The organism is Vibrio sp. 2096 (assembly GCF_033339595.1).
Classification (GTDB): Bacteria; Pseudomonadota; Gammaproteobacteria; order Enterobacterales; family Vibrionaceae; genus Vibrio; species Vibrio alginolyticus.
In genome coordinates this window covers 1-18396 of sequence record NZ_JAWOUX010000017.1, presented here as the reverse complement: position 1 = coordinate 18396, position 18396 = coordinate 1, and the positions used below count along the sequence as shown (strand labels likewise).

Genomic DNA, 18396 nt, shown 5'->3' with positions numbered 1-18396 from the left:
TTTTGTCTCTTTTTAAATTTACGTGGAATTATACCTAAACTAACAAGAAAATCAGAGAGAAAAGCATAGTGCTCTGTTATGCTGTTGTCGTTCAGCTATATGCCCCAGTCACTCTTTTAGCACTCTTATACTTACCTGCTCAACGGAACGCATAAGTTAAGAATGCTTTAGCAAAGTCAGGAGCTTTCTTTGGTCACCGTCGATAAACAAGACTCAATAACATTAAAAATCAGTCATGCACTCGCAAAGAGCAAAAGTGTCGACCTAGATATTTACTTTTTTATACCTGGTGAGCTTGGTTTAAACGCCGATATCATCAGTGAATCCGAATTTTATTACACCTCAATCACACAGCAACGATCTTATTACAGTACTGAAATCCTTCTTCCGCTAGTACACAGTCGACTTGCCAAACGTGGACGCCTGTCGAATCAGCAATACCGAGTAAGTTTGAGTTTGTTCGCTTACCAATACGTTATCGCGCTAGACAAAGCGGTAGCAAGTTTAAACAAGCATGAGAACAACTCGGTAACGGAAGATGAAGTGGACGAAGTTATCGAGCTCACGCTTGAGATCTTAAAGCGCTTGCGGCGTTCTATTCCTTATGAAGAGAACTTAAAACGCTACTACGTTAACATCGATAACTATCTGTCTTGGTATACCGAGCAAAAGTTCCTGTCACTGGTGGCTCATCTCCCACGTGAAGGCGACTATGGCACGATCAAGAAGCGCCTGATCACGCTATGTGAGAAAGAGCAAGCCCATCGTAAACTCAACAAATACAACTCATCAAGAGTCGTTGAAGACGTTACTCGCCTATCTAACAAAATGCGCTTGCTAAGGCGATTGATTGAACACCCTATCGTGCTTCGTGAAGAAACCATATCGATGGGTAACAACATTAAGCGCGCTATCAAAGGTATTGCAACCGGTTTAGTGATGGTTGTCGTGACCTCGACAGTGATTCTCGCTCGCGATTATCTGGGGGAAATTTCTGCCTCATTCATTATCGCGATGTCTTTTATTTACGCTTTACGAGAAATCTTTAAAGATGATTTACGCGATGCCATGTGGCGATGGATCCGTAAAGGCAAGCCAAAATGGCGTAAGAAGTATGTTGATCCAACGACGAAAAAAGTGGTTGGCAAAAAATTGGAGTGGCTCGATTATCGTACCTTAAGTAGCTTGCCGGATAAGATTCAAAGAATACGTAAAAAACGCGTCGTTCAACGTGAAGAGCAGATTCTTCATTATCACGAGAAAACCGAAATGGCGACCTCTCTTTTCTTGAGTGGTTACGAACAAACGAGAGAAACATTGAACATCAGTTTACGCCCTATCATCCGCTTGATGGATAAAAGCTCAAACCGAGTTTACCGTTTAAATGAAGGTCAAGTAACCAAAGAGTCAGTAGAGAAACGTCATTTGCTCAATGTGATTGTCAAAGAGGACAACCACACCGATGAGCCTGTTTATTACCGCTGGAAAGTGGTCTTAAATCGCTCCAAAATCGTCTCTATCGAGAAGATTGAACTCAATTAAGCCAACGCCTTTAAACAAACGAGCCACAAACCACTAGGCAGCCTCTTTTCTTTGTTGGGCTGCTTTTTTTATCGAAAGAGTAAGCGAGAATTCAGCCATTGGCTCGTCACCATGTAAGTTAGGACACAGCGCGACAATTTTTACGTCACGATTTACTCGTTCACCCGTTGCCAAGGTGTGCTCGAGCATCTCATCAATGACATGACCATCGTTACAAACAAAGTGCACATCGGCTTCCGGGCGCTTTAAAAACTCGGCTTTCACCCCTTTAAATGCCAGCGAGATCGCTTCTCCCTTTTCTTGCGCTTTACTCATAGCAAGAAAACCACCAGCAACATCAGCGCCAACGGCTAAAGCGCCGAAATACATGCTATTCAGGTGGTTCTTCGTCCTTCTGCGCAATGGGATACGAACCTCAACATGCTTGCTATCTATCGCAATGATTTTAGGGTGGCAAAGCCAAATCAGCGGCACTTTTGAAAAGCCAAACAGATTTAGATACAAATTCGCACGACGTAGAGCTGATAACATTTTGGTCTCCTTACCAATCTAGTCAGACCAGTTAATCAACGAAAGAAATAGATGTCAAAGAAATGTTAACAAAAGCTCGATCTCACGAGTTATTTAACCTTCAGGAAGTGACGGCGTCACCCGTAAGGTATGAAGTTTATCGCAGTTACTTAGATTACCTTACAGCGAGATAGAGAAAATGGTTATAAATTCAAATGTATATATATTGATTTAATGATCAAGTTTTGTCATTTATACATAAGTCATTTAAATGAATACCTACACCTTTGTATACAATTCGGTATTTCCTGGCGAAGATTCCCGTGAAACGGTTTATTCCTGCCTGTAATTCCGTTATCTTTACCCCTTCGCAATAGAGAATAAAGCTATAACATGCCTATAAAAACAGATGAATTGAGAACCCAACCTTTGGGTCCAATGCCTACCCCAGCAGAGCTAGGTAGTGTACATCCTATTACGGATGACGTTGCAGACCGTATCGCTCAATCTCGTCGTCAGATTGAAAACATTTTATCGGGTGAAGACAATCGCCTTCTTGCGATTGTAGGTCCGTGTTCTGTTCACGACACTGAAGCTGCCATTGATTACGCCACTCGTCTGAGTGAAATCCAAGACAAGTACAAAGACGAGCTATTTATCGTGATGCGTACTTACTTTGAAAAGCCTCGTACAGTAGTTGGTTGGAAAGGTTTGATTACGGACCCTAACCTAGATGGTTCTTACGCACTTGAAGCTGGTCTTCATAAAGCTCGTAAACTACTACTGGATATCAACAAGCTTGGTCTTGCGACTGCTACTGAGTTTCTTGATATGATCACTGGTCAATACATCGCGGATTTGATTACTTGGGGCGCGATTGGTGCTCGCACAACGGAATCACAAATTCACCGTGAAATGGCGTCGGCACTATCTTGCCCAGTTGGTTTCAAAAATGGCACAAATGGCAACGTAAAAATTGCAATTGATGCAATTCGCGCATCGAAAGCATCGCATTACTTCTACTCGCCAGATAAGAACGGTCGAATGACGGTTTACCGCACAAGTGGCAACCCTTACGGTCATATTATTCTGCGCGGTGGAGAAAAAGGCCCTAACTTTGATGAAGCATCAGTCAAACAAGCATGTGATGCTTTAGCTGAGTTTGGATTGCCACAACGTTTGGTTGTGGATTTCAGCCATGCAAACTGTCAGAAGCAACACAGAAAACAAATCGACGTAGCTCAAGACATTTGTAACCAAATTAAGTCAGGCAGCACTCGTATTGCGGGTATCATGGCCGAAAGCTTTATTCTTGAAGGCAATCAGCCAATGACTGACATCAATAACCTAACGTATGGTCAGTCTATTACAGATCCGTGCCTAGGTTGGGAAGACACTGCTACAATGCTAGATATGCTGGCAAGCGCTGTTAAGTCCCGAAAGTCCCTATAACAAAATAATCAAGGAATCTTCATGCCATCGTTTGATATTGTTTCTGAAATCGATACGGTTGAACTACGTAACGCCGTTGATAATGCTAACCGTGAATTGTCTACTCGTTTCGATTTCCGCAACGTAAATGCGAGCTTTGAGCTAGTAGAAGAAAACGTAAAAATGTCTGCGGAAGGTGACTTCCAACTTAAGCAAATGCGCGACATTTTACGCGGCCACTTAGCGAAGCGTAACATTGACGCGAACGCAATGGATGCACAAGACCCAGACGTTACTGGTAAAAACTGGCACCAAACTCTGCTTTTCCGTCAAGGTATTGATACTCCAACGGCGAAAAAAGTAGTGAAACTTATCAAAGACGCAAAGTTAAAAGTACAAGCTTCTATTCAAGGCGACAAAGTACGTGTTACTGGTAAGAAACGCGACGACCTGCAAGCGACAATGGCAGCGATTCGTGAAGCAGAGATGGGTATCCCATTCCAGTTTAACAACTTCCGTGATTAATCAATCTGAGAAGTAAGTAAAAACGCCAGCGCATAATCCACTGGCGTTTTTTATTGGCTTTTGTGTAACGAACTACGTATCCACTTTTAGCATTTGGCATTGCTAGATAACCAAGTCCTGCCCTTGCAGCAATACGAATTCGCTCGTTCCTTGTGGTATGAACACGCAAATTCGAAGCTTTTCAGCTTTAGCCTTGGCCAGCATATCCGAAAGCTCAGCAGCGCTCGAGAAAGCTTCTCTTTCTGCATCTCTTCGTATTAGTTCTAACACATTCGCTTCACATCGAGTTGAGTACAGAGCCAGCTCCGCTTGTTGCATATAGCGTACGGCTTTTATTGGCAACATCTCAACATCTTTCCCAACATGAACCCAAGTACAACTTCCCTTTTCATCTAAGGGTGTTGCCATGGTCGCTTGGTAAATTGCTTCTAACTCACGATTATCTCGCGCGTTTTCCACCTCGGGATTCGAGAAGAATTGCTCCCAAAACTTGCGGCGTAAATCGACACTAGGCAGCGCCTCTTTAATTGAGTTTCGCTTTGAGTTAGCAAAATCCGCCATCAACCCCATGTTTTGTGGCAGTATCGATTCAAGTTTTTCACGGATGTTTCGAATTAAAACTGGCGAAGCTCCACCACTAGAGATAGCGATTTGGATGCGGCCACGATTAATCATAGACGGCGTGATGAAATCACAATAAGGCTTATCATCCACAACGTTAACCAAGATGCCTAGCTCTTTGGCATCTTTGTACACTTGGTGATTTAGCTCAGGATTGTCTGTCGTCGCCCACACTTGAACAAAGTTTTTAGTGACAATGTCACTCGAATAGAAACGTTGTACCCAGCGCAGTTGATGCTCAGAAGCAAGCTTAGACAGAAAATCAACCAACGTCGGAGAAACGATAGTCACATCCGCCCCAGCCTTTAGCAACGCTTCCACCTTTCGGCTTGCCACCTCACCGCCACCCACGACGAGAACGGGTTTATTAATTAAATCTAAGAACAGAGGAAAATATCGCATTTCAATCCATGATTACTCTAATTAGCTGTTGTAGACCATGCTACCAAAAATGGGGCAAGCTCATCACCCTGTTTCGGCATCACAAATAATTTTTGTTTGAATTTTTACTGAACTTCACCTTGCTCAGCTAATGACAGTTTTAATAACAACTTTTTATTCTTTTGTATTGTTCACTCTTCTATTGATTGTTCTGATGCACCAAATTGTCCATGAATTGCACTATTTACAAACAATTAACATTTCGTCATTCTAAATCTCAAGGCACTTTGTAAGTTCTCTCAAAACTTCATTTAAATTATATATTTGAGAATTAACAGATCCTTTCCTACGCTTATAACTGGTTGATCTATCGAATGCCGTTTCTTCGAAAATCAATCACGTAGGACGATAACTCTAACGAATTGGACACGTTATTTCAGGTCACTCCTGATTAAACATGGATCATACAGGAAGGATACAAATGGCAAATAAACTCACAGTTCTTGCTTCCGTCGTAGCGGCTTCTACTGCGATGATGGCAACATCAGCTCAAGCAGCAGACACTACTCTGGACAAAGTCACAAAACAAGGCTTTCTTACTTGTGGCGTAAGTACCGGTCTACCTGGTTTCTCTAACCCTAACTCAAAAGGCGAATGGGAAGGTATCGACGTAGAATATTGCCAAGCACTGGCTGCAGCCGTTCTTGGGGATAAAACGAAAGTTAAATATGTACCCCTAACCGCAAAAGAACGTTTCACTGCGCTTCAATCTGGTGAGATTGATGTGCTTTCCCGTAACACGACCTGGACTCTCCACCGTGACACTGCACTGGGCCTAAACTTCGTAGGTGTGAACTACTACGACGGTCAAGGCTTTATGGTGAAGAAGGAACTTGGTATATCAAGTGCTAAAGAGCTTGATGGTGCGTCGGTATGCGTTCAATCAGGTACAACAACCGAGCTAAACCTTGCAGATTATTTCCGCAACCAAGGCATGGCGTACAAACCAGTGGTATTCGACACAGCGGCGCAAACTTCGAAAGGTTTTGATGCGGGACGCTGTGACGTATTAACAACTGACCAATCTGGCCTTTATGCACTACGTTTGAATTTGAAAGATCCGTCCTCTGCGGCCGTTCTTCCAGAAATCATCTCTAAAGAGCCACTAGGTCCAGTCGTTCGTCAAGGCGATGATCAATGGTTTAACATCGCTAAGTGGACATTGTCTGCGATGATTAACGCTGAAGAATACGGTATTAGTTCGAAGAATGCGGATGAAATGCTGAAGTCAACAGATCCAAACATCAAACGTATCCTCGGTGTTGATGGCCCTAAAGGCAAAGGGTTGGGTATCCGTGACGATTGGGGCTACCAGGTTATCAAACAAGTTGGTAACTATGGTGAAAGCTTCGAACGTACAGTCGGTACTGGTTCGCCATTAGAAATCTCTCGTGGCGTTAATGCGCTATGGAATGCAGGCGGCTTTATGTACGCGCCACCAATCCGATAGAAAGAGTTAATCAGGGCGGTTCATGCCGCCCTTTTTCTTGATTATATCTCACTGTATGAGTAAGGATCGCTCATTGGATGGCGAAAAGCGCTCGCTTTGTGGAACGGCTTTAAAGGTTCGTAAGCCGCTAGACATGAGAGCGTTATTCTTTAGCCAGCAAGGACGAAACTTCGTTATACAGGCCGATATCTATAACTAAGGTTTGAGGTTATCGCTGTATGAAACCGACACAAGATGCATCGCCAAGTACGATGTCCAAACCAAGCGGAAGCAAGAGCCTGATTTATAATCCTGCCTTTCGTTCTGCTATTTTCCAGATCATTGCCATTGCTGCACTGGTATTTTTCTTTTACACGATTGTAAACAACGCTCTCAATAACTTAGATGCTCGTGGTATTGCAACGGGCTTCGGTTTTCTGAATCAAGAAGCCGGGTTTGGTATTGGGTTAACATTAATTGAATACGATGAAACGTACTCTTACGGTAGAACATTTATCATCGGCCTTCTTAATACGGCGTTAGTCTCTGTATTAGGTATTATTCTGGCTACTGTGATTGGCTTTACCATGGGGGTTGCCCGCCTTTCTTCTAACTGGTTAGTTAGTCGTTTAGCGGCAGTTTATATCGAAACTTTCCGAAATATCCCCCTTCTTCTGCAAATATTCTTCTGGTATTTCGCTGTTCTTCAAGCATTACCCTCACCACGCCAAAGCTTAAGTCTTGGTGAAGCTATTTTCCTGAACGTTCGTGGCTTATATTTCCCTGCACCGACTATGGAACCTGGCAGTAGCTACGTTATTGCCGCGTTAATCTTCGGGGTAATCGCAAGCTTATTAATTAATGTATGGGCGAATAATAAGCAACGTCTCACTGGGCAACAAACCCCAATGGGAAGAATAGTTTTGGGTTTAGTTGTTGGCCTTCCATTGGTTGTGTACTTCCTTGCTGGTATGCCAATTTCACTGAATTATCCTGAACTAAAAGGGTTTAACTTCCGAGGTGGTATTAGCATTATTCCTGAATTGGCTGCGCTACTTTTGGCATTGAGTGTTTATACAGCTTCTTTCATTGCTGAGATTGTGCGCTCTGGTATTAATGCGGTTAGCCATGGTCAAACCGAAGCAGCGATGTCGCTAGGCTTACCACGCTCGAAAACTTTAAAGCTTGTTGTCATTCCTCAAGCGTTACGAATTATTATTCCACCTTTAACCAGTCAATATCTCAACCTCACCAAAAACTCATCGTTAGCGATGGCGATTGGTTATCCAGATCTTGTCTCTGTGTTTGCTGGTACTACCCTGAACCAAACGGGACAAGCGATTGAGATCATTGCGATGACGATGGGCGTGTACTTGACATTAAGTCTGATTACGTCTGCATTAATGAACTTGTATAACCGTAAAGTCGCGCTGGTGGAGAGATAATATGAGTACTCATCAATTTCAACCGGATCTCCCGCCACCCGCCAATACTGTAGGCTTCGTTGGTTGGATGCGGAAAAATCTATTTAATGGCCCTATCAATTCCATTGTTACTGTCATTCTTGCGTATATTGTCGTAACTGCAATATGGTATATCGTGGATTGGGCGTTTATTAACGCAGACTGGATTGGCTCAACGCGTGACGACTGTAGCCGAGATGGTGCTTGCTGGGTATTTATCAGCGTGCGCTGGGAGCAGTTCATGTATGGTTTTTATCCAGAGTCCGAACTATGGCGCCCTCGCCTTTTCTATATCACATTGGCCATGTTTACTGTTTTACTCGCGTATGAGAAGACACCGAAACGGATGTGGATTTGGCTTTTCTTCGTAAACATCTACCCATTCATCATCGCTGGGCTGTTGTACGGGGGTGTCTTTGGACTAGAAGTGGTCGATACACACAAATGGGGTGGATTACTCGTTACGCTCATTATTGCGTTAGTTGGTATCGTAGTTTCACTGCCAATTGGTGTGGTACTTGCGCTTGGTAGACGTTCAGAGATGCCGATCATTCGCAGCATTTGTACCGTCTACATTGAAGTTTGGCGTGGCGTTCCGCTGATTACGGTTTTGTTCATGGCTTCGGTTATGCTTCCATTATTTATGTCTGAAGGTTCAGAGACAGATAAACTGATTCGCGCCCTTATCGGTGTGGTTATGTTTGCCTCCGCTTACATGGCAGAAGTGGTACGCGGTGGTCTACAAGCCATTCCGAAAGGTCAATATGAAGCCGCTGATGCGCTTGGGTTAAGTTACTGGAAAAAGACTGGGCTGATTATCTTGCCACAGGCGCTAAAGATTACTATTCCTTCTATCGTGAACACCTTCATCGGTTTGTTTAAAGACACCAGTTTGGTACTCATCATTGGTATGTTTGACGTACTCGGTATAGGGCAAGCAGCAAACACCGACCCTGAATGGTTAGGTTTTGCTACAGAAAGTTATGTATTTGTCGCGTTAGTGTTTTGGGTATTTTGTTTTGGCATGTCGCGCTATTCGATATGGCTTGAAAACAAACTTCATACCGGTCACAAACGATAACTCATCAAGATCAAGGACGTATTATGACGCAACAACAAGATTACATGATCCAATTGAAGGACATGAATAAATGGTATGGTGAGTTTCACGTACTAAAAAATATTAACCTCGACGTTAAGCGCGGGGAGAAAATCGTTATCTGTGGCCCATCTGGGTCGGGAAAATCAACGATGATTCGCTGTATTAACCGCCTTGAAGAGCACCAAGCAGGCAGCATTTACGTCTCTGGTACGGAATTAACTGAAGACTTAAAGAACATTGAAGCAGTACGCCGAGAAGTGGGCATGTGCTTTCAACACTTTAATCTCTTCCCTCATTTAACCGTACTGGAAAACTGTACGCTCGCGCCTATCTGGGTGAAGAAGATGCCAAAAGATGAGGCAGAAGCAGTTGCGATGAAATATCTGGAACGTGTTAAAATTCCAGACCAAGCGGAGAAGTATCCCGGTCAGCTGTCTGGTGGTCAGCAACAACGCGTGGCGATTGCTCGCTCTTTGTGTATGAACCCTAAAGTCATGCTTTTTGATGAGCCAACATCTGCACTCGACCCGGAAATGGTTCGCGAAGTACTGGATGTAATGGTCGAACTCGCCGAGGAAGGCATGACTATGCTTTGTGTGACACATGAAATGGGCTTTGCTAAAGAAGTTGCCGATCGCGTGATATTCATGGACGCAGGAGAGATCATCGAAGAAAACAACCCTGTTGATTTCTTCGAAAATCCTCAATCGGATAGGACCCAAAATTTCCTAGCGCAAATCTTACACCACTAAGATTTAGCCGAATCGACATAAAAAAGCACTGGTTTCTATGAAGCCAGTGCTTTTTGTTACTAAATTCAAAAATCTGTGTAAGAATCAACATAGCTATGCTAGGCAGTAATATTGTGTTACAAGTTGCCAAATACATAACATCTTATTTCTATTATTATTTTATCTAAGTTACGTATGGTTAGGGCTTGATTTTTTGAACTTTCAATCCCATAAATGTACTTAAAAGAAAGTCTCTTATCGAGGAAGATTATGAACAGTCCAATGTTTACCCGCACTTCAACTCAAGAAAGTGCTCTACAAACGAACAAAGTATTGCGTAATACTTACGCTCTACTTTCAATGACACTTTTATGGTCGGCAGTCGTTGCTGGCGTTGCAATGGCATTTAACCTTCCACATCCAGGTATCATCCTAATGCTGGTTGGTTTCTACGGCCTATTATTCTTAACAGAAAAAAACCGTAACAACAGTCTTGGCCTTGTGTTTACGTTCCTATTTACTGGCTTCTTAGGTTACACCGTTGGCCCTATTCTAAACATGTACATCGGTGCCGGCATGGGCGATATCGTATTAACCGCACTCGGTGGTACGGCACTATCTTTCATGGCAGCATCGGCATACGCACTAACAACGAAACGTGACCTATCGATGATGGGTGGCTTAATGCTATCACTATTTGTTGTGCTGGTTGTGGGCATGATTGCAAGCTTCTTTATTCAATCAACCCTTTTACACTTGGCGTTGAGCAGCTTGTTTATCATTTTCTCTACTATGGCGATCCTGATGACAACACAAGGCATTATTCGTGGCGGTGAAACAAACTATATCTCTGCGACAGTAACTTTGTATGTATCAATCTACAACATCTTCATCAGCCTACTAAGCATTCTAGGCATCATGAACGACGATTAATCGTTTCTCGTTAAGTAGAATCAAAAAGCCCGAAGGTAATTCCTTCGGGCTTTTTCTTTGTGTGCAATTCAGTGTATTACGCCTGCTCTACTGACAACTCGATAACTTCGTCAGCTTCTGGATTTTCTCTAAAGCGTCTCACTTTGATCGTTTCCTCTCCTAACATGATTTGCTTGGCGATTCGGTGCATACCGTCAAAAACACGATAGTCACTGGTTAAGATTACCGGATACGACAAATCAGCATTGTTGATTCGTTGGCAATGTTTTGCAATTTCACGGCAGGTTGGCTGTGGCCCTTCATGACTAAACCAAGTCACTTCATTTGGGCCTTTGATATCATCAATCGAAATTTCTTCTACAGGTAAGGATTCTGCAAGTTGCCAAATACGCTCGATGGACCAAGTGGATTTTACATTGTCATTAATCTCAATGTAACGTTGTTTCGACATGACTAACTCCTTGTCATCATTGTTGTTTCTAACCTGAATACAGGCTTTTATTAATCCAATGAGAATATCGGTCTATGAAAACAAACACAACGTTTAAGCTATTCATTCACCCATAAAATCCCATAATCAGACAAGTAGCCAAGAAAAAACCAAAACAAAAACGAATAAGCCTGGGTATCCATGCAATTTCGTTGGTACTCACCCCGTAAAATTTCTAACAAACTGAATAGTTTCCTATTTATTTGAATAAAAGAGCATTTATATCAAAGTGCCTAGCTCTGTCAAAAAGCACTCACCATTTTGTACGCTTTTGCTTCGCTCGATACGACTTCGAGATTCTTTTGTTGAGAACATTCTCGGCTGTCGCTAATCTATAAACATCCATGTTTACTTAACGGATAAAACGTTATGTTCGTTTACAACGGCAAAGAAATTGAAACGGATGCTCAAGGCTACTTATTGGATCATACTCAATGGGAAGAAGGTATGATTGAGCTTTTAGCAAAAGAAGAAGACATCGAGCTTACGGATGCTCATTTGGAAGTTGTGCATTTTGTGCGAGACTTTTATGAAGAGTTTAATACCTCCCCTGCAGTGCGTATGCTTGTGAAAGCGATGGAAAAAGCGCACGGCCCGGAAAAAGGTAACAGTAAGTATCTATTCAAGCTGTTTAAAAAGGGACCAGCCAAACAAGCAACCAAATTAGCCGGCCTACCAAAGCCAGCTAAATGCTTGTAGATTCATAAAATTTTAAAACCGCGTAACGGCTTATACGACGCAGGCTCCTGCATCACTTGCTCTACTGTTGCCGTTCGCGGTCCTTCTTGTAACCATTCCGAAAACGCAACTATTTGCGCGTCTGTTCCACACGCCATCACTTCAACATCACCATTGTTTAGGTTCTTCGCATAACCTGTTAACCCTAGCTTCAATCCTTGATGGGAAGTATGGTAACGAAAGCCGACGCCTTGAACGTGACCTTTTACTATAAATCTCTCACACTTTACGTTCATCTTTGTACCGCTTCTTTTTACTGAGTGATATATTCTTTTCGTCTATTCACCCCACTAAGGATAGTGGGTTTTTGCACGGTTATTATAATTATGAAAGAAATTCCATTCCGCTGGATTGATAAGTATCTCATTCACTTAAAGATTCAAGAAAAGTTCTATTTGCTCTTCGTTCTCCCTCTTCTTGCTTTAGTCATTCTCACTCTCGTCCTTAATAGCGCGGCTAATACACTGATCTCAAGTATGTACCAAGAAGAGCTCATGCTTATGAAAGGTCTGATAGAGGCAGGCAACCTTTCTCAATCTCAAGTAGCAAGCCTCATAGCGGGTTCAGAAACCGTTTCTATTGGCTCTGGTTCGCAATCCGTGTCTGTTTTAAATGGTGCGTACAGTTTGGTTGCGAACCATGAACTTTCTTTATGGACTGCCCTATCAACGACTCAAGTAAGCATCATCTGTGTGAGCTTGTTTATTCTCGCTCTTGGCGTTTACTACATCATGACGTTTATTGGCGGCGCGATGTTCACGATGAACAAAGCCTTAAACACTCTTGCTGGTGGCGACCTAACTGCGAGAATGAACTTCTTCCCTGTTCGCGACGAGTTTAGTGAAATTGCTATTACGATAGACAAAGTTGCAGAACGAGAGCAACAAATGGTGCTGTCGATTCAAGAGTCTGTGGCGTTAATGCAACAAATTAGCTCAGACCTGAATCAATCGATTCATCACAGTTCAGATATTTCAGCGACTCAGCAGGAACACCTCAACTCTCTTGCGAGTGCAACTGAACAGATGGCATCAACGATTCGAGAAGTCGCGACACTAGCTCACGATTCAAGCACGCAAACCGATGATGCACGTAACGTGGCTCAGTCTGGACAAGTGAAAGTTGAGAATACGCTTCACTCGATTTCGAACCTTTCTAATGAGATTCAATCTGCGTCTCAAGCCGTTGCCGAGTTAGATGCCAATGCCGCACAAATTGATGAAGTCGTGACAACCATCAATGGGATCTCCGAGCAAACCAACCTACTTGCTCTGAACGCGGCTATTGAAGCTGCACGTGCTGGAGAACAAGGTCGTGGATTTGCGGTCGTTGCGGATGAGGTTCGCGCTCTTGCGGGACGCACTCAGCAAGCGACAGTTGAAATCCAAACGATGATTGAATCGTTACAGCGTAACAGCCAGTCGCTTACTAAGCTGATGGAAGTGACAGTTAATAATGCAAATGAGGGACAAAACCTCATGACGGAAGTGAATCACGAAATCGGCTCTTTGGCAGATAAAAATCAAACTATCTCCGACAGTAGCATTCAAATTGCAACAGCAGCTGAAGAGCAAGGTGTAGTCGCGGACAATATCGCCTCAAGCGTTGAAGAAATTCGAGTTCAAGCAGATAACGTGTGCAATATGATAAGCACGACTTCACAAAACGTTGATCAACTGCGTAAGCAAAGCGACACAATGGAAGCTCTACTTACTGGACTTAAAGCATAGCAACGGAATCTGTTACAGCAAATTCAAATAACAGGGTCACTTTAGTGACCTTTTTTGTATTTAAAAGTCACTACAATGTACTGGATTGCCGAGGGATATTGCTTTTACCATTCACATCCCGGACAATACGCCCCTTTCAAAATTCAACAAGAGCTAATGAAATGACAGCTGCTATCTATTTGGTTAAAGGTCGTGAGAAATCGGTCAAGCGCAAGCACCCTTGGATCTTCTCTCGAGGCATCAACAAAGTTGAGGGCGAACCTGCTCTTGGCGAAACGGTTGATGTATTCACTCACGACGGTAAATGGCTAGCTAAGGCGGCATATTCGCCAGCTTCACAAATTCGTGCTCGTATTTGGAGTTTTGATAAAGAAGAAATCGACACCGCGTTTTTCGTTAAACGACTTAAAGACGCACAACTTCTTCGTGAAGACATTATCGAACGTGATGGCCTTACGGGTTATCGCCTTATCGCAGCAGAGTCTGACGGCTTACCAGGCGTTACGATTGACCGTTACCAAAATTTCTTAGTGTGCCAACTTCTCAGTGCTGGCGCAGAACACAATAAGCAGGCTGTTGTTGACGCTCTGGTTGAGTGCTTCCCTGATTGTAATGTGTACGAGCGCTCTGACGTGGCCGTTCGTAAAAAAGAGGGTTTAAAAGAGATCACGGGCGTCTTGCACGGCGAAGAGCCACCTCAATCGGTCGTCATCGAAGAAAATGGCGTAAAGATTAGTGTAGATATCGTTGGCGGACACAAAACAGGTTTCTACCTAGATCAACGTGATAGTCGCCAGCAAGCGATGAAATATATGAAAGGCAAAGAAGTTCTTAACTGCTTCTCTTACACAGGTGGCTTCGGACTTTACGCTCTAAAAGGTGATGCAAAGCGTGTGATTAACGCTGACGTGTCGCAACCTGCTTTAGATACCGCAAAATTCAACGCAGAGCTAAACGAGTTTGATATTTCGAAGAAGCGTGCCGTGTTCCTAAATGCAGACGTGTTTAAGCTACTTCGTGAGTATCGCGATCAAGGAACTCAGTTCGATGTGGTTATTATGGACCCACCGAAGTTCGCAGAGAGCAAAGCACAACTAAACGGTGCATGTCGTGGTTACAAAGACATCAACATGCTAGCAATGCAAATTCTAAAACCGGGCGGCACGCTACTGACCTACTCGTGCTCTGGCTTGATGGATCAAGTTCTGTTCCAGAAAATCATCGCTGATGCAGCCGTAGACGCTAACCGCCAAGTAAAGTTTGTGGAGCGTTTTGAGCAAGCCGCTGACCACCCAACCGATACAGCATATCCAGAAGGCTTCTACTTAAAAGGTTTTGCATGTAAAGTGCTTTAGGCTACGAATAAGTAAGACAAAGCAGAAGAAAAGGGCCTACTGGCCCTTTTCATTATGGCTCTAAGTTAACCTTAGTTAGTGCGGATAACACATCTCTCTCAAAGTCCGCATTTCCCACGATTAAATCACTAAACTCTGTCGCCCCGTTTTCTATTACGATAGTTTGAATTGAGTTTCCATCGTTATGGGTTATTTCTAGAGATAAGTCATCGCCATCAATGTTCAAGTCAATACTATTAAGAAGTTCTTCTATCGTATTGTGCCCTGCATCTTCAACGACTTCACTCAGATCTAAGGTGTCCAAATCTCTCTCAAAACCTCTAATTAGATCTGTTCCTGTATCCAAGGAGTCGTTGACCCATTTAAAGACATCTGCCTCGTTATCATTACCGATCAAGATGTCATGACTTACGTCTACTTCAGCTTCAATAATATTTGCAGAGCCATTACTTGAAGCATTTACTCCTCCGTTTTCATCAATAACGAATTGCAGGGTATTCTCACTTTGATCGCCATCGTTATCCGTCAATACATAATCGAAGTCTAACGTTTCAACTGTATCACCCACCGCACCATAAAATGCATACGCACCATCGTTTAGGTCGATTTCCAGAGTATGTTTGCTGTCGATATAGATAGTAAGCTGCATCGTTGTGTCGTCAAATGCATGCGAAATACCATCGTTATTGTCAGTTACTATTAGGTCTGTACCATCAAACGAATAAGTGACACCGTCATGTTCTATTTCGCTAATATAACCACCATCTGCACCAATACCTGTATCTGGAGAAGTGGTATACATCAAGTTCCCCCCAACAGGTTGAATCACTGACTGCAACATAACCGGAGGTAATTGAGTTACGTCAGGAACCACAACACCATCAAGGTCTTGATTCAAAAAGCCATCATATGCTACGCGATCTAATTGCTCCGGCATAAGATTAACGCCCATACCATACGCTAGGGCTGTGATCTGATTATCAGGATCGGTTAGGTGATCAATCCAACTCTGCTCGCGAGCGTCGTTTATAAATGATGACGCAGGGTTTGGCTGACCATCTGACAAGAAGTAACTAACATTCGACGCACTGGTTAACTTACCTACATCATCCCATGACTGTTTTGCTTCATTTAGCGCGTTGTTATAGTTAGTCGCGCCACCCGCAGTTAGCGTCTCAATATACGCTTTGGCCTCCTCGACCGTCAGCCACGTCGCAGCACCTATAGCGTAAGTGGATGCTGTACTGCTATAAGTAATAATTTGAACTCGCGTTTGACCGATAGACTCATATTGATTCAATAACTGAGTTGCCGAATCTTTCATTATCTGCAAGCGATTATCCGTTCGCATAGAACCCGAGACATCCATTATGAGCTGAACGTTGGCACTTTCTTTAGTTTCTGCAACTACATCGTGAATAATAGATGCAGAATCTGGTGAGTCATCTTCCACAATAACGTTGACCGTTGTGGAGTTAGTAAGACCACGAGCATTCGAGACAAGCACAGGCACCTCAATATTTAAGGTGTCTTCTCCAGATGGGTTGGAGTGATCAATCGGACCAAGAAGCTCCGTAGATACCACTCCAGTATCATTGACTGATATTTTGATAACCTCTTCACCGTTCGCTGAACCGATAAGCATTTGGTCGTAATTTGATAACGTCCACGTTACAGAGACCCCGTTACTAGTAAGAGCCGTAGATGGTTCACTGAGCGTAACAGAATCAACGGTTTGACCCAGCGTCAATTGTTCTACATCAGTACTCGAGTCAGTTGTGTCATCAAAGCCGTTTAGAGCAGAGTCATCAGCAATGGCGTTGCTTAAGCCTTCCTCAGAAACGTTTAGTGTTACACCTTCTACAATTGGTGGGGCGTAAGGGTTGACAGAAAAGTACCCCGTTTTACTGTCACCATCATTATCAGTAATCGTGTAGTTAAAATCGATATCCCCATCGCCATAAGGTGAGGTCAAAGGCAAGTATTGGAAGAACTCCCACTTTCCAGTGCTAGGTGTAAGTTGAACTTCGAATGCAAGCTCTCCATCAGCCTCTGCAATCAGTCTATTAGAGTTTTGTGGATCGACGTATATCAACACGTCTTTACCATCTAGAGTCTCTAAACCAACCTCACCTCCATTTAAAACTATAGAACCAGGGCCATCAGCTCCATATACAGCACCGAGGTTCCCATCCGCACTAGCAATTGGCACGCCAGAGTACGCACCTGTAAAGGTTATTGATTTAACGGTAAAGTCACTGTTGTCTTCAGTATCCGGGCCATTGCCATTACTGGTCGCCTCGAGGATGATTTTATCAAAGCCTCCCTGTTGAACATTGAAATTTGCCGCGTAATCACCACTGCTTGCGTCAGAGCTGAACGATTGCTGAGCAATTAATACACCATCTCTATAAAAAGATGCGATTCCTTTCTCAAGTTCACCACCAAACATTTTCTCAAATTCTATTTCTGCTCCGTAAGCAACTTTATTGCCTAAGTCTATGATTAACTGCTCTGATACACCCTCATTACCCGCGAATCGATAATCGACTTCGTTTTCTAATTGGAAGCCGTTGTTACCAGAACTTTTAACGCCAATCCCTTCTGATGATTGATTGATTTCAGCTGTTCCCAGCATCACAGATTCGTCAGACACAAAACCGTTTGCAGTCACAACAACATCCCCAAATGTTCGACTGGTTGCGTCTGCCTCACTTCCTGCAAAATCTATGCGCCCTGTCAGAACGTTAGGTGCACCAGTAAGCGACACATCGACGGGTTGAACAACCACAGGCACGTATGGGCAATCATCTTCAACGGCCACATTTAAGCTTTGAGATGTTGTTGTTTGTCCATCACTTACAGAAATCTGTAAATCAAAGTTGATGATGTCTTCCACATCATTAACAGGATGATCAAGTGGCTCAAACAGAGTAATAGTATAGTCCCAAGAGCCTTGACCTGAAGCTGAAGGCTCGCTCAGCACAACAGTAGCAACAACGCTCAGGTGAGCAGTTTTCGCAGTCAGCGTTTGAGTACTGTTGTCCCACGTCCACGATATAGGCTCCCCTCCTGATGTTAGGTTGTTAGGACCTGCCAATACCACTGAAACATTCGCCGTGTCTGGATCGGCAACTGTGAATGTTCCTGAGAAACTTGCGGAGTTAGTAGTGTCTGAAGGTGATCCTGTATTATCAGGGATACCATTAGCTAAACCTTCTTCCGAAACAACTGCATTCACAACATTTGAAATAGAAGGAGGAGCATCATTATCAATAATCGTTGCCGTACCCGTATCACTGCCTTGTACTGCGGCAATGCCGGTTACTGTCACACTGAAATCTTCAGGGCCTTC

General features: G+C 43.4%; 16 protein-coding genes. 11 read left to right on the top strand and 5 right to left on the bottom strand.

Annotated features, from left to right (window positions below; genetic code table 11):
- Positions 1-189: 189 nt before the first annotated feature.
- Positions 190-1542 carry a hypothetical protein gene (locus tag R7Q41_RS21565; protein WP_005377421.1) on the top strand — a complete coding sequence of 451 codons (1353 nt, stop codon included), beginning with the start codon at positions 190-192 and terminating at the stop codon, positions 1540-1542.
- Positions 1543-1575: 33 nt separating this feature from the next.
- Here R7Q41_RS21565 and R7Q41_RS21560 read toward each other — a convergent pair whose 3' ends face one another.
- Positions 1576-2073 (bottom strand): DUF4442 domain-containing protein, encoded by a 498-nt coding sequence (locus tag R7Q41_RS21560; RefSeq protein WP_005377418.1) that lies wholly within the window; start codon positions 2071-2073, stop codon positions 1576-1578.
- A gap of 372 nt (positions 2074-2445) precedes the next feature.
- Here R7Q41_RS21560 and R7Q41_RS21555 point away from each other — a divergent pair, with 372 nt between their 5' ends.
- Together R7Q41_RS21555 and R7Q41_RS21550 are read left to right on the top strand one after the other, a co-directional pair.
- The gene (locus R7Q41_RS21555) at positions 2446-3504 is read left to right on the top strand and encodes a 3-deoxy-7-phosphoheptulonate synthase (protein WP_005377417.1); all 1059 of its coding nucleotides are present in this window, start codon (positions 2446-2448) and stop codon (positions 3502-3504) included.
- Positions 3505-3525: 21 nt separating this feature from the next.
- A complete protein-coding gene (locus R7Q41_RS21550) occupies positions 3526-4008 on the top strand; it encodes a YajQ family cyclic di-GMP-binding protein (RefSeq protein ID WP_005377415.1) in 483 nt (160 codons plus the stop codon).
- Between the two features lie 102 nt (positions 4009-4110).
- On the opposite strand, the gene R7Q41_RS21545 is transcribed toward R7Q41_RS21550, so the two are convergent.
- Positions 4111-5031, bottom strand: coding sequence for a bifunctional precorrin-2 dehydrogenase/sirohydrochlorin ferrochelatase (locus R7Q41_RS21545; protein WP_005377406.1), 921 nt, complete (start codon positions 5029-5031; stop codon positions 4111-4113).
- A 460-nt stretch (positions 5032-5491) separates the two neighbouring features.
- Here R7Q41_RS21545 and R7Q41_RS21540 point away from each other — a divergent pair, with 460 nt between their 5' ends.
- The 5 genes from R7Q41_RS21540 to R7Q41_RS21520 all read left to right on the top strand — a co-directional run bounded on the left by R7Q41_RS21540 (position 5492) and on the right by R7Q41_RS21520 (position 10728).
- Positions 5492-6520: an amino acid ABC transporter substrate-binding protein gene (locus R7Q41_RS21540; RefSeq protein ID WP_005377403.1), complete on the top strand. Its 1029-nt coding sequence runs from the start codon at positions 5492-5494 to the stop codon at positions 6518-6520.
- A gap of 218 nt (positions 6521-6738) precedes the next feature.
- Positions 6739-7944: an amino acid ABC transporter permease gene (locus R7Q41_RS21535; protein ID WP_005377402.1), complete on the top strand. Its 1206-nt coding sequence runs from the start codon at positions 6739-6741 to the stop codon at positions 7942-7944.
- A 1-nt stretch (position 7945) separates the two neighbouring features.
- On the top strand, positions 7946-9043 hold the full coding sequence (locus R7Q41_RS21530; protein ID WP_017821868.1) for an amino acid ABC transporter permease: 1098 nt from the start codon (positions 7946-7948) through the stop codon (positions 9041-9043).
- 23 nt (positions 9044-9066) lie between these two features.
- Positions 9067-9816, top strand: coding sequence for an amino acid ABC transporter ATP-binding protein (locus tag R7Q41_RS21525; RefSeq protein WP_005377400.1), 750 nt, complete (start codon positions 9067-9069; stop codon positions 9814-9816).
- Between the two features lie 249 nt (positions 9817-10065).
- Positions 10066-10728: a Bax inhibitor-1/YccA family protein gene (locus R7Q41_RS21520; RefSeq protein WP_005377399.1), complete on the top strand. Its 663-nt coding sequence runs from the start codon at positions 10066-10068 to the stop codon at positions 10726-10728.
- A gap of 76 nt (positions 10729-10804) precedes the next feature.
- Here the strand turns inward: R7Q41_RS21520 and R7Q41_RS21515 are convergent, their stop codons facing one another.
- The gene (locus R7Q41_RS21515) at positions 10805-11179 is read right to left on the bottom strand and encodes a chromosome partitioning protein ParB (RefSeq protein WP_005377398.1); all 375 of its coding nucleotides are present in this window, start codon (positions 11177-11179) and stop codon (positions 10805-10807) included.
- 408 nt (positions 11180-11587) lie between these two features.
- Between R7Q41_RS21515 and R7Q41_RS21510 the strand changes: the two genes are divergently transcribed.
- Entirely contained in the window at positions 11588-11917 is a 330-nt protein-coding gene (locus R7Q41_RS21510; protein ID WP_005377396.1) for a TusE/DsrC/DsvC family sulfur relay protein, read from the top strand.
- A gap of 2 nt (positions 11918-11919) precedes the next feature.
- On the opposite strand, the gene yccX is transcribed toward R7Q41_RS21510, so the two are convergent.
- Positions 11920-12192 (bottom strand): acylphosphatase, encoded by a 273-nt coding sequence (gene yccX, locus R7Q41_RS21505; RefSeq protein WP_005377386.1) that lies wholly within the window; start codon positions 12190-12192, stop codon positions 11920-11922.
- 90 nt (positions 12193-12282) lie between these two features.
- On the opposite strand from yccX, the gene R7Q41_RS21500 reads away from it, so the two are divergent.
- Positions 12283-13686, top strand: a complete 1404-nt coding sequence (locus tag R7Q41_RS21500) for a methyl-accepting chemotaxis protein (RefSeq protein WP_017821867.1) — start codon at positions 12283-12285, stop codon at positions 13684-13686.
- A 161-nt stretch (positions 13687-13847) separates the two neighbouring features.
- Positions 13848-15041 (top strand): class I SAM-dependent methyltransferase, encoded by a 1194-nt coding sequence (locus R7Q41_RS21495; protein ID WP_318144658.1) that lies wholly within the window; start codon positions 13848-13850, stop codon positions 15039-15041.
- A gap of 52 nt (positions 15042-15093) precedes the next feature.
- Here the strand turns inward: R7Q41_RS21495 and R7Q41_RS21490 are convergent.
- On the bottom strand, positions 15094-18396 hold a 3303-nt coding region (locus tag R7Q41_RS21490), incomplete at its 5' end, for a VWA domain-containing protein (RefSeq protein WP_318144657.1).